This window comes from Burkholderia metallica, assembly GCF_001718555.1.
Lineage (GTDB): Bacteria > Pseudomonadota > Gammaproteobacteria > Burkholderiales > Burkholderiaceae > Burkholderia > Burkholderia metallica.
Map to the genome: position 1 here is coordinate 1,925,549 of NZ_CP013403.1, position 21,533 is coordinate 1,947,081.

Consider the following 21,533-nt stretch of genomic DNA (forward strand, 5'->3'; position numbering starts at 1 on the left):
ACATGAACAATCGTATAGCGCCCTGGCTCGTCACCGTCGCCGCGATCGGCAGCTTCGACATGCCGTCCGTCTCCTGGAGCATGCCGCGGCGGCGCAGCATCACGCGCGACCGGCTGCCGTCGTGGGACGCGACGAGCAAGCCGACCATCAGCGTACTCGAACGGCCCACGGCCGACACCGTGATGATTTCGTGGCGCGACGCATGCACCGGGCACTACGGGTATCAGAAGTGGCGGCTGTTCACCACGCGCAAGCGCGGCGTGTGCGCGCTGTCTGGGCAGCCGATCGAGATCGGCGACAGCGTCTATGCACCGCAATTGCTCGGTTCGACGCCGGGCAACGCCGCCGCGATGGTGCTGGCCGCGTACATCGACGCGGCCCGCCCTGCTGAAGCGGCGTGAAGGCCCGGCATTCGGACCGGGAGACCGCTTCAGGGCGTGGTGATGCGATCCGTCTCGCGAGCCGCGTCGTTCGTGCGTACTTAGGCTTCTGCTTCCGGTTTGCGCAGGCTGCGTACCGGCTCGGTACGTGCGGGTGGCTGATCATGGAAGAGTGACACTCGCCGATCGGCGAGTTTGCCGGGATCGTGCTGCGGATCAAGGGGCAGCCGTTCGCGATATTGCAGCTCAACGTGCCCGCGCTCTACGAAGCGCTCGTGATCGGCGTGACGAATCAGTTACCGAAGCTGGTGTGGCAGCGGATGGAAAAGATCGGGGATCTCATTTCGGGCGGAATCGGGCCAGACACGCGTCAGCGCGATTTGCCCAGATGACGGCTCATCTCCATTCAGGTATGAACTTCAGCGCTCGACGCCGTGGAACATGCCGACTGAATCAACAACTTGATGCGTTGCTCCAGCAGTCTTCGCAATATCTCGTTCAGGGCACCAGCTCCATCCGGTTGCCCGTCACGACCAGCTTGACTGGATCCGTCTTTTTCCACTGCGACTTCGGAATTGTCAGTTGCCACTCGGCACCGTCCTGATTTCGAAAGAACCCGGCGATCCCAACGATTTGTGCGTCATCCGCCATTGGCGCAGACAGCCTCACCGTCGCGTCGGGCGCAAGCGTCGCCTCCTGCCGGCCGAGCAGATCGGCACTCAATAACGCTTTGTCGTCGTCGAGCAACTGGACGTAAGCTGCCTTCTCGAAAACCTTCGCATCCTTTAACTGGTAGACGCGCATCACAACCGGCAGCGACTGCCCTTGCTCGTTCTCGTTAAGTGCGGAGCGACTTTCAATAACGAGATTCATCTGCTTGATCTTCGCGACGAAAATCGCTCGCGTCATGTCGGTGGTCGTCGCCTTCACCGCTTGCCACGTGCCACAGCCGGACAACGATGCTGCCGTCATCGCAACAGCACTCGCCCGTCGGACACTTCGCATCATCCGATTTGCTCGCAGCGTCACAACCAGCCTCCCGTTTTGATCGTGCGGGGATAGCGCCGGATCGGACCGCCCACGCCTTCATACAGAACGAGTCGCACCGCAAAATGGACACTTGCGTAGCGGCCTACGAAGCGGCTGAGTACGTCCCCGAACAACGCGACGTCACCCGGTCCGGCGAAGCCCGCGGGCTCGATACCCACGTTCACATTCACGATGCGGTCGACACGCGCACCTGCCAGTTCCGTTTCCTCGTCGAGCCAAACGTAATGAATTGCCTCGATACGTCGCCGGTTATCGTCCTGTCGCGTCCAGTCGTACAACGACAGTGCGCCGCGCAGCACGTTCGCGTCCATCATGTTCAGCTCGGTTGCGCCCGCACCGTTGAAGTGAGAAATCACCCGCCAGTGATAGTCGCCGCCGCGCGGGGGATACAGCGGCATCGTCGGGGCCGTCAGATTGCGCACGCGTTCGACACCGTTGAAATTCGAAGCAGGCGTGGCGATCATCGATTCACGCAGCGCCATGCGCGGCAAGCGCCCGTTGTTTGCCAACACCCGAACCGTTACGTACGCATCCGGCAAGCTGCCGGGTTCGTCCCAGAGATGCCCGCCTAACGTCACGACCATCTCGCGCCGGCCCGTCACGCCCTGCCGAACCGACGCGTGGTAGTGCCGATCAGGCGACTCGTATCGCATCATCCCGCCTCGGTGCCTGAATTCCTTGATCGACTGGTAGGTGTATTGTCTGGCGGTGCGCGGATCGTTGGCCACGACCGACAGTACATCGTAGGGCTCGACGCGCTCGCCCGCCGACGCCGGGGCACACACCGGATAGTGGCGCTCGTGTACGTTCGGTCGGATTGCCTGCGCGTCCAGTTCGAACAGATTGATCACCGGCGTACAAAATAGCCGGATGTTGTCCGCGCAGAACGTCACGTCACCCGGTATCCGATCCCGGATCACGATTTCGAATTCAACGCGCGTTTCGCCCGGCGGCACACTTGCCGTGTCGAAACCGCACAAGTCGACGAAGTGAAACTTCTCGGGAAACGCGAAATACTCGAGCATCGTCTGCTCACGGTCGAGATCGGCGTCGCGCGCATCGAGATCGATCGGCCAAAGTCGCGCCGGCGCGCCAAAGCCGGCCGCCTCGACAGTCATTTCCGGCCGTGGTTGCAATTGGCCGTCGAGTATGCGCGGCATGCGCACGCCGATCGACTCAATCTGGCGCGTGAAAGCGCCGTACAGCGCCGATGCAGTCGGTCGGTCTCCATGCAGGTATAGCCGGATACGCGACAGATCGTCCCGCAACCGCTGCTCGCGATGCAGAAGGTCAAATGCGAGTCGGATCACCGTACGACCGTCTTCGCGCATGTGCGTGCCCGCCTCGCGCACGCTGAGCGGCAGCAGACGTATCGCCTGCGTGGTTCGATAAACACAGACCGTCCCGTCCGGTCCGACCGGTGTCGATCGTACCTGCAACCCAGACGGCAACGTATCGAGAATCCGCGCCTCGCCTGCGCGCGGCATGCACTCGAGGATGGCCAGCGACGGAATCGTGCGACCTGCATGTGGCCACAGATGATCGACCAGTGGGTCGGTGATTTCCGGCAACGCGTCGTCGAGCTTCATGCGCAGCCGGCTCGCGAGGAGCGCGAAACCCTCATAGGTCTGCTCGACACTGTCGTGGCGCGCGCCGGGCATCGACATTCCCAAACGGCGGGCGACTTGTGGCCGGGATTTCGCAAATTCCTTCCCCGCTTCGCGCAGGTAACGCATCTCCGCGTCGAAGTAACGCAGGTATGGATCGTCGTCCGCATCGAAACCGCCCTTTTCAGGCATCGTCGGTTCGTGTTTGTCTTCACTCATGGCTGGAGCTCCGGTGGCAGCGGAGGCAAGGGCGACATCTTCGAAGCGACGGCCGCCTTGCGGACAATGAAAATTCGATCCGGCATGCGGAACCCGCGTAGTTTCAGCAGGTCGACCGGCCCGGCACCGATCTGCGTACGCAACACGTACGACAGCGACATATCGTTCCCGGCATTCCACGTGAGCCGATAGCGCGTACTGTCGAGCTGCTTGATGTCGGCCTTGCTCATCAGCCGCAGGAACGCCCAGTCTCCCGTCTCATCGAATGCCTGGCGCAAGCCCGCGTCGAGCGTCTGCCACGTGAGCCCCGCATGACCGTTCAAGCCATTGCCGGGCCACGCCAACGGCGTCCAGCGCGCCTGCTGATTGAAATAGACGATCTGCTTGCCGTCGACCGACAGTTCCGAGCGCGTCACTTGCGGCGTCGGCAGCGCCATCACTTCGAATTTCGTCCTCGCATCGCCTTGCAGGTAAAGTTGCGCGCCAACCGCCGACAACTGCCTGACGGCACTCAGGAATGCCGGGTCGAACTGCAGCGCCTGCGGTGCCAGCTCGTCAGGCACCCAATGGTCGCCCTCGGGTTTCATTACACCGGCAAGCTGTGTCGTGACAAAACGCGAGATCAAGCCTGTATCGGGTCGCACATAGCGTCCAAGTTCCGCGAAGGACGCATCGGCCTGCGTGTCGAAGAACGGATAGCGGCCACTCATCGCCGCGTTGAACGGCGCTGCAACACTGACTCGCCATGCGTCATTCAGGCTCGCTGCGGCCGGTTGCAGGATCGTCTGCCATGCCGCGTCGAGCGGCTGCGCAAACATCGCATTGCCAAACCCCGCCCACGCCGTACCCAGGCTCGCAGCCGTGAGTGCCGCGTCATCGCGCGCCTGCGACAATTCCGACAATTTTCCCTGGAACACTGCCTGTGCGAGCGTGCGCGCCATTGCCGATGCGTCAGGACTGTTCGAGATCTGTTGCAGCTTCAGCCGCATCGTCGTGACCGCCGTCAGGTAACGCGACAGGCTCACGCCGTTCAGCGCGATGCTGGCCGGTGACGCGCCCTTCTCATTTGCAGCGGCAGGCGACGCGTTCGTGTCGCCCATCAGCACCAGCAGTGGACCAAACGGCTTGTCGAGCGGGTGAACGACGATTGACGCGTCCTCGTCCGTCCCGATCAGATTTTGTGCCTTTCTCACCAGCGTATCGGCCAGTGCCTGCGACGGGCGCCCCGCCTGCGCCTGATACTGAACGGATTGCATCAACGCGATCAATGGCGAAGTCTGCGCATCCGCCAGACGGGAAAGCTGTTCTACCGCGCCACTGAGATTGGACATCGGTTGCCACTGCAGACTGTTGAGCATGCGCTGCCATGCGGCCGTGTACTCGCCAAAATAGCGTGCCGTCAATCGCTGCTTCAACTCGTCACCCGCGCGTTTCTCGTCCGCGATCGTCCTGGTCCGGATCGCACCGTGCGCGACCGCGTTGCCGATCGTCTGCTGCGGCTGCTTGCCCGTCAGCACCCAATCGCCGCCGAGCTGGCGCTCGCCGGAAGCCTTGTCGATCGCCGCGGCAATCATGCCATCCCACGCAGCGCGCGTATAAATCCCCGGCACCGTATGCGACGCGATGAACATCCCACGCGCATCGGCGCCATTCAGGAGCGTTTCGAGCGACGCATCGGCGTATTTGTTCCTGACGTCGTCGAGGATGCGTTGGTACACCGTGTCGTCTGCCGACGCGAGTCCAATCTGCGTGACCAGCATGTTGCGCGTCGCTGTCACGACACTTTCGTCCGTCGCTGTTCGCCATTCGGGATGCGCTTTCAGGTGATCGGCGTAAAACCCTGAGAGCCGTCGGCCGGTATCGTCACGCTCACCCAGCGGCATCTCCACCGGGCGCGGCCAGAGGGCTACGAGCAAGCGCTTCAGAAACGCCGGATCGGCCCGCGACGGATCGCCTAGCATCAGGTAGGTTTTGAGCGCGTTGTAGGTACTGCCCCGCGTGTCCTGCGATTGAAGGCTGTCGGCGCGCGTCTGATCCGCGGCCTGCAGCAACTTGCCGATCGTTTGCACGACAGGCGTCTGCAGGTTGCGGGTCGCCGCGACCCGGTACGGTTGCCAGAGACCGTCGAGGATAGCGTCGTTGCGCGACAACCCCGCCCGCAGGTACCACGGTACGCCATGCTGCTGCCGGTATTCGAGCGTCTCCATCAACTGTTGTAGCGCGAGTTGCGCGCGCCACGCGGCGGCCGTCTGCGGCCGCGCATCGACCGCCGCGCTCGCTGCTGCCCGCGCGTCGCGCATGAGCCGCTGGTTGCCGATGAACGACGCGGACATCCATGCGCACCACACCATGGCCGCAACGATCAAGCACATCGCCAGCGCGTTCGGCCAGTAGAGCCCCACCCGCCGGCCAATGTGCTTCCGATCGGCGATAGCGTGCCATGCTGGCAGCAGAGCGGCCGGTTGCGGCGGGAACTCGATCGGGAGGTTCGGAACTGCAGCACTTCCGTCGGCGGCGACCGGCACCGGCATCGGCATTGCTGCCGTTGTCGCAAATACGGGTGCGAACATCACGCCCGCCAGCGGTGTGCGCAGCCAGGGTGAAGCAAGGAGCGCTTGCCAGCCGGCGACGATATCGTCGTGCCGCTTCCCGATGTATTGCGAAATTTCGGCCAGACAGGCGATACGCGTGGGCGCTGTACACAGGCGAACGCCCGCATCCGCCGTCCCGCACTCGATCTCGGCAAGCTGATCGCGTAATGCCGACGCCGGCTGCTCACTCTTGTACGCCAGCCCCGGAAATGCACCGATCGCCTCGAACGTTTCGGGTCGATCGCCCTGCGTGGGCACCGCGTGCAGGAACGTGACGGGCGCGGCGTAGCCGATGTCGGTCACAAGCGCGGCGAGTGCGCGCGGCAGTTCGGTATCGCGCTCGTCCCCATGCGTAACTTGCACGATGCCGTCGACCGGCCGCCTGCGTCGCAGCTTACGGATTTGTCGGCGCCACGCCCCGGCCTCGACGCCGTCCGGTGCCGCGTGCACGAGAATCGCGTTGCCGACGGGCATCGCGCCCGCGCGCTTCAGGCCCGGCGCGACCTGTTCGATCAACGTATCCGCGCCGCTCACCATCAGCCACGGTGAACGGTATCGCCAGAACCGGCCCTGCGACGCGCGTAGTTCCTCGGCCACGCGTTTCAGACGGGTGTCGTATTTCGATGCCTTCTGCGCCTTCGTCGCATCACCGATATCCTTGCGAAACGTCTGCCCGGCAATCGTGTATGCACCGATGAAAAACAAGCTGAGATGTATGGCGACGAAAACAATCAGCGCGATGAGGATGACGATCACCACTTGCATACGCGCCGCACCGGGCGCGAGACCGAACAGGTCGCCACGCCCCCAGACGAGGCCAATCGCGAACGCCGCGGCGATCAGCGCCGCGACAACCACACCCCAAAGTGCAAGGCGTCCGGACGGCGCAGACGCCACCGCGGTGGCCGTGTCAAGCGATCGCAAGGTCAGTTTCGGGTCGGTCATGCTGAGCGTGTCCAGGCAACGAGGCATCCTTCCCGCTCGGACCGGGAAGCACATGAATGACGGCGGACTGCACGCCATCGATGATCAGTTGTGGCGCATCCGAAGCACCACATTCGATAGCGGCTGCGACTGACAGCCAGCCGCTCGCACTACCAAAATCGCCCACGATGTAGGCGAGGTCACATTGGGCGTCGCTGTTCGCAAGCGCCTCCAGGTTCGCGATACGCAGCCCCCGATTGCAACGCTTGACGGCACGCGTGACCCAGGCACGCGTCACGGCAGCGACGTCCGACCTGCCCCAGATCACCGCATTCGCGAAACCGTATTCGACTTCGTCGGCGTTGCCTTCGACAGGTCGGTGCAGCGTCGCCATTACGGGCACGCCTTCGGGTAGTGCGTAAAAGCCGGTATCGAGCAGCGTCGCGACACATCCCTCCGTGCTGCCGGCTGGAGGCCGTTCTTCGTGCCACGCCGTTGCGATCACGAGCAGCGGGCATGCGTCGCGGGTATCCAGCCACGCATCCGCCAACAGCAATCCGTGCGAAGCGGGTGTGGACCGCACGGTGAGAGGCGGCAGACCAACCCATTGCAGCGCGTCGCGCACCTCCTGCTCGCGAAACGCTTCTTCGCCGGGCTCGGCCAGAACGCGCACTTTCGGCCAGTGGGTGGTTTCGTAATGCGTAAGCGCGTGGAGGCTCGTGGAAAGCGGTTCGAGCGCTTCGGCGATCCTGAGTGCCAGCTGGGTAACGGGGCGCTTTGGAGGCGTATCCGCTACGGCATCGCTTTCCTCTGTCGGGTCGGCCACGTCGATCTCGTCGGCTTCGTCGGCTTCGTCGGACATTTCCAACGGGTCGTCAAAGCGGCAATGCTCAACGACACCCGCGCCCACACGGGGCTGCTGCTGTCGCGGCAAACGCACCCCCACATCGATCGCCTGTGCAAGCTTCTGGTCGTTCAAGGGCAAGCAATAGCCGACACCCAGCACCCGAAGCGGCTGCTGCGCGACACGGATGCGCCCCGCCAGCCATCGGTCGCGATGAAGGTTGCGGTGGTATGCGCGATACCACATAGCCTCGTAGCGAGCGCGATCGATCGCGAACAGAAAGCCGAAAAAACCGTTCGGGATACCGATGACGCAGAACCAGAACCACGGGCCGGCCGCCCGCTCACCCTTTGGCCAGGTCAGCAGGGCGATCGACGCTCCGAACACCGCGCAGATCAGCCAGATGCAGAACCACCACGGCCAGAAGCGCGGGCGGCTCGGATATGCGCTCGGGGGCCCCGCCTGAGAGAGGTCGACGGGCATTATTCGAAGTGGACGTTCGGTAGCGATGCGATCAGCCGACAACCGCATGCGCAGCGATGGCCGTCCAGCGCGAATGGTTTGTTGTCGCGATCGGGAAACTTGTCAGCGCCTTCGTCGATAATGGTTGGGCCATGCAGAGTGCACGTGGCCTCGTCACCCTTGCGGGCAAGCGGCATGCCCATGAATGTCGTCCATGGTGAGCCACTGGTGACTTCGCCGCCGTGTTCGAGTTTGTCGCCTTTTCGGATGGGAGATTTCATAATCGACTCAAAGTCAGTTGCCAAACTTGCATTTCCATCTTGATAAGGTGGCTTCGATATTGGACCGGACACCACCCAAAAAAATACGCCTCCGTAACTCACCGTCTGCCCGTCACACCCAAGTCACTCACTGACACGATATTTACGAATCAACATCACTGGGAACGGTAGCCAGATTCGCAAATCGCCACACGCCGATAAAATTAATCACAATATAAATCCATTTTCAATTTATCCACATCAATCAGCCCACCACAATTCACCAAAAATCCATACCATCGAGCCACTCACATCTTATGAAAGCGATCAAAAAAATCTGAATTCCGAGAATAAATACTTGAGAGCCCGCCCTCTCTCCCTCCCAACCTTCAACGTTCGATCGCCATAGTACAAACGAAAAACAATTGAACGAGCACCATTACCGGCAACGAAAACCTGCTGTTGATTTTGATATCCCGCAATTGATCCGGCTGGGTTTATTTCCGTGTAGCTTATGATATAGAGCTCACCCCCTGATAGCTGAATATGCTCCTTCGAACCCATCCTAAATAGGCCGTTTTGAGCCGCCCCGTACGCCGACTCAACTTGCGCGAGACTATCCGCCACCGAAATTGCCTCGACAGTCAGGGCAAAATCTGTCAAAGCGCGCCAGTCGTCGCGGCGTACGTGGCATAGGATTAGTTCGCTTAATCCGCAGCTTCCCCGTATATAAGAACGGTATGTAGCACTCATCTTTCCCGAATGTGATGACGTGACCTACATCGACATATGCAAAACCATGGGGAATCACGAACGACAAATGACAATCTTCCCTCAGCAATCGTTCTGTCTCCTTGCCGCTCGCCGAACCCACAAAGGCTATAAAACTAAAAACATACAATCCAAGTAAAGTGATTCGCCTCATGATCCCTCACATTACGGGCTTGCAGTCAACATTCGGCACCACCTCATCATTGAGATCGCACCAGACATTATTGAATCCTTGTTTTCGCCAATCAGCAGCCATCCAGTGTCGACCATGAAACCGGATATGGTCAAAAATCGATGTCAATAATCGTGATCATCAGCGAAATTTGCGCAGATCAACCTTACTCACAATAATCACTTACTTCGCAGCGCGGAAGGCGAATATTTCCTCTCAAGCACCTTTCGAATAGATTCAGCATCCTTATAACGTGCATGCGTTGATCGTCCATCACGAAAACTACACTCACATTGATCTGAGAATGGCGCACTGGCGTCACTTTGCAGACCAGCAAAGACGACTCCCGCTCGACGATCACCGGTCAACCTGTAGACATAGCCATCGTAATATTCCCCACCATAATCGTAATGATTAAGAGGTGTCCGCACCAAAACAACAACTGCCTTATTTTCCTGATCACGATCCGCATTCACGAAAAATACAGCTGAAATTTCCGGGATCCCGTCATCCTTCACATAACGATCAAATAACACATCATGCCAAATGTGATTTTCATCAAGAAATATCAAATGAGCATCAAGCATGTAGGGCCGATTGCTTTCATCGTAGCCCGGCACATTAGATTTGTTCGCAACGAAGTAGATGTAAACTCCTTGCATCACAGGACCAGCATCGATGATTGGCAACTGCAATTTATGATTTTCATCGGTTCGCGCATTTATTGCATCCCGAATGAAAACCGGAACATCGGCCGCATAAGATCCTGGTACATAAAGCAGAAAAAGCAACACTAGTGAGATACTGAACGCAAAAGCACGTTGACTATCCATAACAACTGACCCTTGAAAGTTCAATCCAATAACATCCTCTGATATCCATGAAAATTCAAAATTTTCACCCTGATCGATATTAAATAACATCAAAATATCAATTATTAATTTTTCTCGACGCCTCAACATGCTTTCCCATGAAATAGCTGATGCATCAACGACTTTTTTGGAGATATGCCATCCTTGCTGGCGTGCTTATCACGTATTTCTCGGATCCTCCGACTAAGCGATATCAGGTTCCACCCTTTCCAGCCGCATGGACTCCGGCGCTCTCAATAATCATCAACAACGCAGCAACTATATTTGGCGCCAGGCTCGCAACGTGAAGCTACAGAAGCAGCAGACTGCCTTTATTTTTTAAATAGTTCTGCACATGCAACATCCTCCGCGACAACACGTCGATTATTTTTTATGTCCCATACCCCTGGGTAGGATGTTTGTGAGCAATCCATTGCGCCAGTTGGTGCCACATAGCGTCCATCAGGAGAAATGATCGAGCCCCCTGCATCTCCACTACTGTTAAAAGCCTCCTTCCTCAGTTCACCGATTTTCCTACCAACAACATATGCACCTTTAACGGAAACAAGATTTTTCGAAGTACCAACACGAGAAACAGTAGCCAAATATAAAAATGGCCGCACACTCACAAAATCAAGTGCGACATAAATTCCTTTCGACACGTTTATATCCGATAGCACACCAACACCTGACGGAATCGAAAGAACGCGAACCATCTCTCCGACTCGACAATGATCCAACTGACGCTTATCAACGTAAGTCACCTCGGAAAGCATGACTGCCGATTTATCAAAACTCTCAATCGCGTAGCGCGGCTGAATGTCAAGTGAGCATATTTTTGAATCACCTATTTTTAGTGAATACCCGACTACCTCATAGGCATCATCTGCATATACATTCCCTGCAACAAAAAAACATATCAAGACAGACAAACTACGTCGGAATTCGCACATTACCGCACCATTAAAAAATCGCATCCTTAACAACGCGCGTGAATGCCAGACGCCGCTCCCACTCTGTATAACCACCGTTAATGGCATACGTAACATCACGAGATATTACCCGCTCATTTTTTCGTTCGACTTCTGAAATGGCCACGCCCAGGGAATCGCGATCGATATTCCTGGCCACTTCCGGTCGCTCGAATCTCATGTAAAAACCGCCGCTGTCCATACTATTATCAGGGAGAGCAACATCATGCGGAGCGTCGATTACCGCAGGAATCTTCTTCATACCACCGCGATTACGCGCGCGAAATTCCGGATCGGTCCACCACGATTCAGTGAAGGAGGAGCGCGAAATCCACCCCCTAAATACCCAGTAATTTGCATAATTGCTTCGCCCGGTCAATTGCTTGAAGCCTCGCCCTCGGAACTTCTGCGAGTCATCACGATCACAATTACCATTCCGCCAGTCGTACGAGCTTGTGATGCGCGCACCATGGCTGTTATATTTTTCCGATCGGTACCAAGCGTCGTCCTCACCGGAACTCTGACCGTACCAATGCCCCAATGTCGACTCCGATATTTTTGACATCGGATTGATAACTTTTCCGTAGAAACTACCACTCTTAATTTCGCCGAGCATGCTTGTTTCCTGCATAGATGCCAAGCATTCGCTCTCAATGGCACCTTGACCAAGAAAATGCGCCAGGCGGGTTGGTGATGTCAATCCATATTTTCTCACCGCTTTATTTAACGATCCCAAGTAAATATCACGCAATTGACTCGGCGTTGGTCGCTGATTTCGAGCGTAGCGACTATCCGCATAAATATTTTTGAATTCATTCTTATCAATCCATCCACATTTCCTGAAGTGTCGAATAAACTCTAGCGGATGAAAAAACCAAAGCTTCTGCCCCGCCGGAAGCCCCGTTTTGTCCCAAAACTGAACTTCCTTCAGATACTTCATGAAATCGTTGTATCCCTTATCATTTCCGTAATAGAAACCGCCCTCGTCAAGCAACCGCGCATAGCGCTCCTCGTTGTTTGCACTGTCCCATTCGCTTGGTGCGTAGCAGACAAGCCCGCGCAACCGCTGCCGCACCTGGGTGTCGCTCTTTACGTAGGCCGACAGCACTCTCGCCCTGTGAATTTCCGGCGTTTCGCCTGTCACCGCTGCTACCTCATGTGGGGCGGCATCGTTCAGTATTTCCTTCAGCGCATCCACATCGCACATTCCGTCACTGTCGAACGGCGTATTGCCCTCAATGATTTTTTTCCAGCCCATAAATGGCAGAAAGTCCGCATCGGAAAACTTTTGGATACGTGGATCATTAATATCGATGTAGCCAGCCTTGTCTGCTGCCCAATTGACCCGCATCCACGTAGCGCGCGCGTCGGCCGCCAATGTTTGAGACGGAGACAGGATGCGGCCGAAACGCAGCAGTTCGTAGCCGTCGCTTGGACATGATGAATAAAGCGCCGTCGCACGCTTGTACAGGTCGTATTCGTAGTCCTTTTCCTCGACGGGTTGCGGCGTGAGCAACGTGCACGTACCGTCTTGCGCAACGCTCCATACCGTGGTGTATTTCGAGCCGAGACTGAAGTAAGTTTCGACAAGCAACGGCAACGAGCTCGCCCCCTCTTGACCCGGCCTGAATTCAATCCCGTGCAACTTGTTTCGAGCATCGGCCTTCTCAGGCAAACGGCGAAAGTTGCTGCCTGCCGGAATGACAAAATATGCGTGCCCCCACCAGTCCGTACCATTGAGCGGAGTGGGTGCGCTGTTACCCAGTTGCGTGCTCCCGAAATACGCGTCGAAATCTTCCGGCAACATGAAGATTTCGAAGTGCAAATGCGGCATATCCTCATATTGGCCGCGCCACCCCAGTACCTCCTTGCGACGGACCTTCTTGCCCTCCCCCGGGAGCGCCGGCGTCACCTGCCCCTTGCTTACCGGGCCAGTCGGCATGCGCAGGAATTCCGGCAGCGCCTCTTTGTCCGCACTGTGCTTCACATATTCCACCAGCGGCAACAGATGCATATAAAGCGAATAGAAGGTCAGCGTACGGCCTTCCCCCGTCTCGGTCGTATGCTTGAGCAACACAAATCCCGTATGGCTCTTGCCGCTGTCAACGGCATGCTGGCAGACGCGATAAGCAACGACTTCCCCGTCGGCAATCGCGTGCACCTTGCCCTTCGTATCGGGTTGAAGATGCACGCCACAATGCCAGCGCCGATCGTGGGCGATCGGATAGACGCCGTGATCACATTCGAGCTTGTCTACAGCGTCCATCATCGGATCGGGGTTCGTCCCGGTCGGGGCCGCGAGACCGGCCTTGGGCAGAAATGGCGGGCTGATAATCATGATCGTTACCGTGTGTGGCTGTATCTCGCGCTGGGCGAGTAGTCGCTCACCGGCAGTTGCGGCAAGCTGATGGACGTATTGCGCGGCCCTTCGAACGTGAACGAGGCGGCCCTGATACGAAACTCACCCTGACAGTTGAATACGACATTGCCGTTCTCGATGGTCATCGACGCACCGCCACTGGCCACCATCGCCCTGGTCTTGGCGCTCACGAGCACATTCGCGCTGGCGCTCGACACGTGCAATTGCTCGTCGGAGAAGAGATCCATCGAAGCGCGTTGTGCCTGCAACTCGATCTTCCCTTTCGAAAAAATCTTGATACCGAGCTTGAGCGCGCACAGCGAGATCAGGTCCCCCGCCACCATGCGCAACCGCCTGACGACACTCACGTCCAGATCCTGCCCCGCGGTGACGATCACGTTCTCGCCCGCCGAGTGCTGCACCGATTTCGGCGTCACGAATGCCATGCCACCGGGGGCACTAGCAAGCAGCCCCGCGTCGCGAAGCTGATTCAGACTGTCCATCAGCGCCGCCTGCATCGCGCGGTCCGCAGGATCGGCCTTGACCTGCGTCGCCGCAGCCGCAAGTTCCGTTACACGCTGCAATGCGGCCTTGAGTTGCGCGACAGCGGCGGGCATATCGAGGTGCGGCTTCCCGGCCCCGCCCGCTGCATCTGCCGAGACGAACAGCCCCTTCGGCGCACGCACGGTGCCCCAGTCCTGCGTGGTCAGTTCGAAGCCCTCGCCGCGCTTGTTCTTCTCACTGTCGACAAGGCAACCCATGTTGAGCGACGACTGCCCGAACACCGTCGCCAGACGGATGCCTTCGCGGTCTTTCAGATCCTCGAAGCGAAGCTTGTTGCCAAGCAGCGGGGAGCGGAACACGGCTCGGCTGTACCAGCCCTCCTTGCCATGCACGAGGTCCCGATGCGCATAGTCATGCAGCGCCCCGGCGATAAGCAGGCGATCGCAATTTCCTTGAGTCGCGACGACGCGTACTTCGGACCGCGGCAGCAAAGGGACGTGCAAGCCACCGCGATACGACGCGGACGTACGCAACAAGCGCAACGGCATGCTGTTCGTGCCTCGTTTTCCGCTGTGCCGGGTGAACAGGAGCCTGACGCGATAGCGACCATACTCGTCCATCCACGCGTACGGCTCGTCGTCGCCGGACTCGACCACGCCGATCAGCATGCCGGTGATCCACCGCCAGTGCGCTTCGGGAACATATTCCGGCCGATAGGTCTGATGCGCAGGAATCGCTTCGAAGGTGTTGACCACCGACTGGCTGCGGCTACCGGTCGTGACGAGCTTCGTGATCACCATCCCGTGCGGCGCCTCCGGCACCACCTCATTGGTAATTCTCACTACCATCCCCGGCGTCATTCCAATGACGTTACTCGTGCCCGATAACCGTATCTGCCGCGTGAGCAATTCGTCACGTCGCGCATCGGCCAGCGCCTGCCCTTCTTCGACCGAATGGAAATGCTCGATGCTACGGTTCACGCTCCCATACACCGAACGGTCGTCGTGGGCCACGACCGATTCCACCTGTAACGGATCGTCAGGTATGCGGTAGTTGCGATCCCATTCGCGTACCTTCTGCGGCACCAGCACGCGCGTGGCTTCCAGCGTCAGAATCGCCTCGTGCCAGTTCACCAGACCGGAATGCGGCAACAACGGCACCTCAAGCGCTCGCATATAGCCGCGCAGCGTATTGCCGAACACCAACGTGTCGCGCTGCGGGCCGTCCTCCTTCCTGGCCTGCTTGAAGTAGTAATAGACCCCGGCGCGCCGGCAATGCCGATCGATAAAGTTCGCGACCGTCTCCTCGTACATCACGGTTTGTTCGAACTTCCCGTCGAGCCCCTCCAGTTCGAACTCGACATCGAAAGACTCGAACAAACTGCGATCGACGATCACGTCGGCCAGCAACTCGCGAAACGACCGGTCCAGAAATACGGCCGAATCGTGCACCTCTTCAAGCAGCGAGAGGCGTGGCTTCAGGTGCAATTGATAGGTCGCCTCGTCGCGAGACGCCTTGACTCGGGTCCATTGCGTGACAACGCCGTGCACGGTACGTGCCGCATGCTGAACCGGAGCGATCGTCCCCGCCATCGACGGCACGGACGCGCGTTCCTCGATCGTAAAGACCGCCGGCCGACCGACGATCGCCGCACCGTCGATCCGTTTGTCGTTCGACGTCACAGTGATGTCCGCGAGGAATCGTGTGTTCATCTCCTCGGTCAAGACAAACGACAAAACGGAGATCGGCGCATCCAGCGTCGCGATTTCCAGATGCAGCGGTTGGGTTACGACCGAACCCGGGTGTTTCAGCACATCCTGAATGGTTAGCATGGCTGCCGTCGAACGAGAGGTTGTACACCGGCACGTTCGTCCACTCATGCATTCGGGGACGCAGTGCCACTACACTCTCGCCAGTGAAGCATAGGCTCACGAGAATGAACACACGCGCCCCCAGCCCCAATCGTTCGCTATCTTCTTTGATATACCCGAAGCGCCATGCCGCACTTGATTAAGTGTATTTTTATTCTTCCCAACGCTCCACTATCTCGAAATCCTTCCTTTTGAGACAACGACCGAGCGAATCCCGGGGGGAGCAACGGGCCTGCAAGCCTCATGCGCTATAGGTATGCGGCAGCTACCTTCCTGCGCCATTTCCCATCACAAAAAAATCAACCACTATAAAATTTGATTTAATTTGTACTGGCAAATAATTCAATAAAATACCCGCTGAATCAGTGTACTTCCACGCAGGATCAATCGACTAGCTCAAAATATAATCGAGCCGAACAATGTAGAAAATTGTCACGCGGCATCTGTGATGTGAGCTTGCCATTTTTGATATGGTCAAGCGGGATGGTCAGCGAGTGGCGCGACATGGTGTTCCCCCATGCCGGAATGACGCCCGGATTCGCCGCCGATCTGGTCGGCTCGTTCGTCGGTTGGCAAGCTGGAATCGTGCGCCCTGGACCTTCTGCAATCCTGCTGGTTGGACGGCGGGCTCTGGCGCGGGTGCGACATCGCCGACGGATGGATGTCGCACCCTGTGAATCTACTTCGTGACTTTCAGCTCTCGACATCCTCGAGACTGAACACCTCGGTCTTGTCGTTATACGAGAACACTTCCCCGTACCGCCCCCAGTCGATCACCGCATCGAGCGTTTCCTCGGCCGCTTCATCCGACAGGAAATCCTCCAGCTCCTGCTCGAAGCGCACGCGCGGCGCGCGATGGCCCGGCCGCTCGTTCAGCACCTTCTTGATCCGCGCAGCAAGCGGCACGTGCTTCAGCAGGTGATCCGCGAACATCAGCTTGCGCTCCTGCGTGCCGAATTCGGCGAACACGCGCGCCGGCGGCGTCAGAAACACGTCGCCTTCCCGCACGTCCGCGAAACCGAGATGCTGCAATACTTCCGCGATCGGAAACAGCTCGTCCACTTCCAGATGCAGCGTGCGCGCGATTTCCGGCATGTCGGCGCGGCCGTGGTAAGGCGCCATCGCGAGCGTCTCGATCAGGCCGGCCATCAGGTTGGTCGACACGCGCGGCATCCAGCTGCCGAGTTCGAGCCCCTTCTTCGTCGCCTCGCCGGTCTGGCGCGCGGTCATCTTCGCGTAGATGTCGTCGACGAGCTTGCGGAAATCGGTGTCGAGGCGATTGCGCGGATGCTTGAACGGCACCTTGATCTCGGCGATCACGCGGCCCGGATTCGACGACAGCACGAGAATCCGGTCGCACATGAATACCGCTTCCTCGATGTTGTGCGTGACGATCAGCACCGACTTGATCGGCATCCGGCCCTGCGTCCACAGGTCGAGCAGGTCGGTACGCAGCGTCTCGGCCGTCAGCACGTCGAGCGCGGAGAACGGCTCGTCCATCAGCAGGATCGTCGGATCGACGACCAGCGCGCGCGCAAAGCCCACACGCTGGCGCATCCCGCCCGACAGCTCGCGCGGGTACGCGTTCTCGAAGCCGTCGAGACCGATCAGGTCGATCGCGGCCAGCGCGCGCTCGCGCCGCTCGCGCGCACCGACGCCGAGCGCCTCGAGGCCGGCTTCCACGTTCTGCAGCACGGTGAGCCACGGGAACAGCGCGAAGGTCTGGAACACCATCGCGACGCCTTCGGCCGGGCCGCGCAGCGGCTTGCCGAGGTACGTCACTTCGCCGCCGGTCGGCTCGATCAGCCCGGCGATGATGCGCAACAGCGTCGACTTGCCCGAGCCGGACCGGCCGAGCAGCCCGACGATTTCGCCTTCGCGCAGCGACAGGTTCGCATCGTCGAGCACGAGCAGTTCGCCCTGCGTCTTGTTGAAGCCGCGGTTCACGTGCTCGACGCGCAGGATTTCTTCGCCGAGACGCGGCGGCTGCAGCGGCTGGGACGTCTTGGCGGGGGCGTTGATAACGGTCGAATTTTGCATCGCGCTTACTCTCAATCGAGACGGAGCCGGGATTCCGCATAGGCGTACATCGGACGCCACAGCAGACGGTTGAACAGGGTAACGAACAGGGACATCACGGCGATGCCCAGGATGATCTTCGGAAAATCGCCGGCGGCGGTGGTCTGCGCGATATACGCGCCGAGGCCATGCGCCTCGATCCGGGTAGTGCCCCACTGCACCGCTTCCGACACGATGCTCGCGTTCCACGCGCCGCCCGACGCGGTGATCGCACCCGTCACGTAGTACGGGAAGATGCCCGGCAGGATCGCCTGGCGCCACCACTGCCAGCCGCGGATGCGGAAATTCTTCGTCGCTTCCTTGTAGTCGTTCGGATAGGACATCGCGCCGGCAATCACGTTGAACAGGATGTACCACTGCGTGCCGAGCACGATCAGCGGCGACAGCCAGATGTCCGCGTTCAGGTGGAAGTGGACGATCACGATCACGAACACCGGGAACAGCAGGTTCGCCGGGAACGCGGCAAGGAATTGCGCGAGCGGCTGGATCTTCTCGGCCAGCGCCGGGCGCAGCCCGATCAGCACGCCGAGCGGCACCCACACCACCGACGCGATCGCGATCAGCACGACCACGCGCAGCAGCGTGACGAGCCCGAGCACGAGCACGTGGCCGACCTCGGCCATCGTCACGCCGGTCGCGACGAAGCTGACGACGCGCCACACGACGTACACGGTCATCAGGATCACGAACGTACCCCACACGATGTCGCCGATGCGCGACGAGCCGCGCGACGACGCGCCGCGCGCACGCTTGCCCTTCGTCGACGGCACGCGCAGCGGAATCCGCGCGGCCTGCGACAGCAGCCAGCCGGCCGGCACGAGCAGCTGATGAATCAGGTGCGTGCGGCGCATCATGTCGAGCAGCCACGATTGCGGCGCATCGCCCGATGCGGTGTTTTCCATCCGGAACTTGTCGGCCCACGCGACGAGCGGACGGAACAGGAACTGGTCGTACGCGAGGATCACGACCGACATCGCGACGATCACCCAGCCGACCGCGCCGAGGTTCTTCTCCGAGATCGCCTGCGCGAGATACGCGCCGATGCCCGGCAGCGTGATGGTCTGGTTGCCGACGGTGATCGCTTCCGATGCGACGACGAAGAACCAGCCGCCCGACATCGACATCATCATGTTCCAGATCAGCCCCGGCATCGAGAACGGCACTTCGAGCTTCCAGAAGCGCTGCCACGACGTCAGGTGAAAACCGCGCGACACTTCGCTCAGGTCGCGCGGCACGGTGCGCAGCGACTGGTAGAAGCTGAACGTCATGTTCCACGCCTGGCTGGTGAAGATCGCGAAGATCGCGGCCAGCTCCGCACCGAGCACGCGGCCCGGAAACAGCGCGAGGAAGAACGTGACGGTAAACGAGATGTAGCCGAGCACGGGCACCGACTGCAGGATGTCGAGGATCGGGATCAGCACCATGCCCGCGCGGCGGCTTTTCGCGGCGAGCGTGCCGTAGACCAGCGTGAACGCAAGCGAGGCAACCATCGCGGCGAGCATCCGCAGCGTGGTGCGCAACGCGTATTCGGGCAGGTTCGACGGGGCGAGCGAAATCTTCTGCGTCTGCAGCACGCCGATCGGCGCCATCGTCTGATGGAAACCGACGATCGCCATCGCGAGCAGGCAGATGATCAACGGAAACGCGACGGCATCCCAGCGGTTGGGCAGCACGCGCCACGCCGAAGCGTTCGCGGTGCGGTTCGGATCGAAACTGATATCCATCGGTAGCGTCTTGTGTTGAATGGAAAATCGATGGGACCGGCCACGCGTCGCACGGCCGGACGTCGCGCCCCCGGCGCAGGTCAGAACAGTCCGTGCAGCGCCCAGTACAGGGCGGCCGACAGCGCGATCGACGCAGGCAGCGTGAGCACCCATGCGAGCACGAGGTTGCGCACCGTATCCCAGCGCAGGCCCGCGCCGCTCGCCGTCATCGTGCCGGCCACGCCCGACGCGAGCACGTGCGTCGTCGACACCGGCAGCCCGTATGCGTCGGCCATCCCGATCGTCAGCATCGCGACGGCTTCGGCCGATGCGCCCTGCCCGTACGTCAGGTGCGACTTGCCGATCTTCTCGCCGACCGTCACGACGATCCGCTTCCACCCGACCATCGTTCCGAGGCCGAGCGCGATCGCGACGGCCACTTTCACCCACGTCGGGATGAATTTCGTCGCGTGGTCCATCTGCTTCTTGAACGCTTCGAGCGCGCTCGCGTCCTCGACCGAGAACGCCGGCGCCTTCGCCTTCTCCATCAGCCGGATCGCCTCGGATGCGACGTACATGTTGTTGCGCACGTTGTCGACGAGGTTCTGCGGCACGCTCGAAATCCCGCCGGCCTGTGCGACCTGGTCGGCGATCGTGTCGGTGAGCTTGCCGAGCGCGGGAATCGTCGCGGGCGTCAGCCTGTGCGTGCGCACGTACGCCTCGACGTCGGCACGCGCGTCGGCCGAGCGTGCGGCCGGGTCCGCATACTTGACGAGCGTGGTCGACGCATGGCGCGCGACCGCGACGAACGTGCTGGTCTGGTCGGGCGTCACGGCCTTGTTCAGCGCGTACGCGGTCGGCATCACGCCGATCAGGATCAGCATGATCAGCCCCATGCCCTTCTGCCCGTCGTTCGAGCCGTGCGCGAACGACACGCCCGTGCAGGTCAGGATCAGCAGCAGGCGGATCCAGAACGGCGGCGGCTGGTTGCCCTTCGGCTCCTGGTACAGCGCCGGTACGCGCACGACGGCCTTCAGGAGCAGCAGCACGAGCGCGGACAGCACGAAGCCGATCAGCGGCGAGAACAGCAGCGCCTTGCCGACGCCGAGCGCCTGGTTCCAGTCGACGCCGCTCGTGCCCGACGGGCCGCTGACGATCTGGTTCATCAGCCCGACGCCGATGATCGAGCCGACGAGCGTGTGCGAACTCGACGACGGCAGTCCGAAATACCAGGTCGCGAGGTTCCACGTGACGGCCGCGATCAGCAGCGAGAACACCATCGCGAAGCCCGACCCGCTGCCGACCTGCAGGATCAGTTCGACCGGCAGCAACTGCAGGATGCCGAACGCGACGGCGCCGCTCGACACGAGCACGCCGAACAGGTTCCAGAGGCCCGACCAGACGACCGCGAGGTGCGGGTCGAGCGAATGCGTGTAGATGACGGTCGCGACCGCGTTCGCGGTGTCGTGGAAGCCGTTGACGAACTCGAAGCCGAGCGCGATCAGCAGCGCGACGATCAGCAGCAGGAACGGGAGGGCCGAACTTTCCTTGACGGGGCTGAGGTCCGCACTGAGATGGATGCCGACGTAGACGATGCCGCAGGCAATGATCAGAAAAAACAGCGCGAAGCTGAGGGTGCGCGTGCGACGACCGACCGCGCCGCTGGTTTCCGTTGCCGCGAGATTCGGCATGAAGGGGCTCCGGAGAGGTGACTCGGAGTCGCAGGCTATCGATCGGTCGTGACGCAAATGTGACGTGTCACTTACAGGACATTGACAGGTCATCTTCCTGGCATCCCGGACCGCCGCGCCAGCCGCGAACACGGGCGTTCGACGTTGTCACGCGCGGGAATAAATTCGCCGCTTCGCCGGTATGGCACGCGAAGGCGCCGGTTTATTCCAGGACGATCCGGCCG

At 60.0% G+C, this 21,533-nt stretch carries 14 protein-coding genes; 2 read left to right on the forward strand and 12 right to left on the reverse strand.

Annotation, left to right across the window (positions count from 1 at the left end; all coding sequences use genetic code 11):
- Positions 1–2: 2 nt before the first annotated feature.
- Complete coding sequence (locus WJ16_RS28245; RefSeq protein ID WP_069260303.1) at positions 3–401, forward strand: DUF3331 domain-containing protein; 399 nt, start codon at positions 3–5, stop codon at positions 399–401.
- Positions 402–586: 185 nt separating this feature from the next.
- On the forward strand, positions 587–772 hold the full coding sequence (locus WJ16_RS28250) for a hypothetical protein (RefSeq protein WP_069260304.1): 186 nt from the start codon (positions 587–589) through the stop codon (positions 770–772).
- A gap of 106 nt (positions 773–878) precedes the next feature.
- Here the strand turns inward: WJ16_RS28250 and tssJ are convergent, their stop codons facing one another.
- From tssJ to WJ16_RS28295, 12 genes are all read right to left on the reverse strand, one after another.
- Complete coding sequence (tssJ, locus tag WJ16_RS28255) at positions 879–1,352, reverse strand: type VI secretion system lipoprotein TssJ (protein WP_236858341.1); 474 nt, start codon at positions 1,350–1,352, stop codon at positions 879–881.
- A 53-nt stretch (positions 1,353–1,405) separates the two neighbouring features.
- A complete protein-coding gene (gene tssF / locus WJ16_RS28260) occupies positions 1,406–3,256 on the reverse strand; it encodes a type VI secretion system baseplate subunit TssF (RefSeq protein WP_076606018.1) in 1,851 nt (616 codons plus the stop codon).
- Positions 3,253–6,792 carry an ImcF-related family protein gene (locus WJ16_RS28265; protein ID WP_069260306.1) on the reverse strand — a complete coding sequence of 1,180 codons (3,540 nt, stop codon included), beginning with the start codon at positions 6,790–6,792 and terminating at the stop codon, positions 3,253–3,255. Before WJ16_RS28265 ends, tssF begins: the two co-directional genes overlap by 4 nt.
- Positions 6,758–8,098 (reverse strand): hypothetical protein, encoded by a 1,341-nt coding sequence (locus WJ16_RS28270; RefSeq protein WP_069260307.1) that lies wholly within the window; start codon positions 8,096–8,098, stop codon positions 6,758–6,760. The genes WJ16_RS28265 and WJ16_RS28270 overlap by 35 nt, the downstream gene beginning before the upstream one ends.
- Positions 8,098–8,358: a PAAR domain-containing protein gene (locus WJ16_RS33905; RefSeq protein WP_076606054.1), complete on the reverse strand. Its 261-nt coding sequence runs from the start codon at positions 8,356–8,358 to the stop codon at positions 8,098–8,100. Before WJ16_RS33905 ends, WJ16_RS28270 begins: the two co-directional genes overlap by 1 nt.
- Before the next feature lie 1,101 nt (positions 8,359–9,459).
- A complete protein-coding gene (locus tag WJ16_RS33910; protein WP_236858342.1) occupies positions 9,460–10,242 on the reverse strand; it encodes a hypothetical protein in 783 nt (260 codons plus the stop codon).
- 221 nt (positions 10,243–10,463) lie between these two features.
- Positions 10,464–11,084: a hypothetical protein gene (locus WJ16_RS35095; RefSeq protein WP_157126872.1), complete on the reverse strand. Its 621-nt coding sequence runs from the start codon at positions 11,082–11,084 to the stop codon at positions 10,464–10,466.
- 10 nt (positions 11,085–11,094) lie between these two features.
- Positions 11,095–13,440 carry a M23 family metallopeptidase gene (locus WJ16_RS35100; RefSeq protein ID WP_157126873.1) on the reverse strand — a complete coding sequence of 782 codons (2,346 nt, stop codon included), beginning with the start codon at positions 13,438–13,440 and terminating at the stop codon, positions 11,095–11,097.
- 5 nt (positions 13,441–13,445) lie between these two features.
- The gene (locus WJ16_RS28280; RefSeq protein ID WP_069260309.1) at positions 13,446–15,797 is read right to left on the reverse strand and encodes a type VI secretion system Vgr family protein; all 2,352 of its coding nucleotides are present in this window, start codon (positions 15,795–15,797) and stop codon (positions 13,446–13,448) included.
- A 732-nt stretch (positions 15,798–16,529) separates the two neighbouring features.
- Positions 16,530–17,876, reverse strand: coding sequence for an ABC transporter ATP-binding protein (locus tag WJ16_RS28285; RefSeq protein WP_069260310.1), 1,347 nt, complete (start codon positions 17,874–17,876; stop codon positions 16,530–16,532).
- Positions 17,877–17,887: 11 nt separating this feature from the next.
- Entirely contained in the window at positions 17,888–19,639 is a 1,752-nt protein-coding gene (locus WJ16_RS28290; RefSeq protein WP_069260311.1) for an ABC transporter permease, read from the reverse strand.
- An 80-nt stretch (positions 19,640–19,719) separates the two neighbouring features.
- A complete protein-coding gene (locus WJ16_RS28295; RefSeq protein ID WP_069260312.1) occupies positions 19,720–21,309 on the reverse strand; it encodes an inorganic phosphate transporter in 1,590 nt (529 codons plus the stop codon).
- Between the last annotated feature and the right edge of the window lie 224 nt (positions 21,310–21,533).

Bases quoted from the DNA above. Each gene is read 5' to 3' on its own strand.
- WJ16_RS28245 (WP_069260303.1), top strand. From the start codon at position 3: ATGAACAATCGTATAGCGCCCTGGCTCGTCACCGTCGCCGCGATCGGC.
- tssJ (WP_236858341.1), bottom strand. From the start codon at position 1,352: ATGACGGCAGCATCGTTGTCCGGCTGTGGCACGTGGCAAGCGGTGAAG.
- tssF (WP_076606018.1), bottom strand. From the start codon at position 3,256: ATGAGTGAAGACAAACACGAACCGACGATGCCTGAAAAGGGCGGTTTC.
- WJ16_RS28265 (WP_069260306.1), bottom strand. From the start codon at position 6,792: ATGACCGACCCGAAACTGACCTTGCGATCGCTTGACACGGCCACCGCG.
- WJ16_RS28270 (WP_069260307.1), bottom strand. From the start codon at position 8,098: ATGCCCGTCGACCTCTCTCAGGCGGGGCCCCCGAGCGCATATCCGAGC.
- WJ16_RS33905 (WP_076606054.1), bottom strand. From the start codon at position 8,358: ATGAAATCTCCCATCCGAAAAGGCGACAAACTCGAACACGGCGGCGAA.
- WJ16_RS33910 (WP_236858342.1), bottom strand. From the start codon at position 10,242: ATGTTGAGGCGTCGAGAAAAATTAATAATTGATATTTTGATGTTATTT.
- WJ16_RS35095 (WP_157126872.1), bottom strand. From the start codon at position 11,084: ATGTGCGAATTCCGACGTAGTTTGTCTGTCTTGATATGTTTTTTTGTT.
- WJ16_RS35100 (WP_157126873.1), bottom strand. From the start codon at position 13,440: ATGATTATCAGCCCGCCATTTCTGCCCAAGGCCGGTCTCGCGGCCCCG.
- WJ16_RS28280 (WP_069260309.1), bottom strand. From the start codon at position 15,797: ATGCTAACCATTCAGGATGTGCTGAAACACCCGGGTTCGGTCGTAACC.
- WJ16_RS28285 (WP_069260310.1), bottom strand. From the start codon at position 17,876: ATGCAAAATTCGACCGTTATCAACGCCCCCGCCAAGACGTCCCAGCCG.
- WJ16_RS28290 (WP_069260311.1), bottom strand. From the start codon at position 19,639: ATGGATATCAGTTTCGATCCGAACCGCACCGCGAACGCTTCGGCGTGG.
- WJ16_RS28295 (WP_069260312.1), bottom strand. From the start codon at position 21,309: ATGCCGAATCTCGCGGCAACGGAAACCAGCGGCGCGGTCGGTCGTCGC.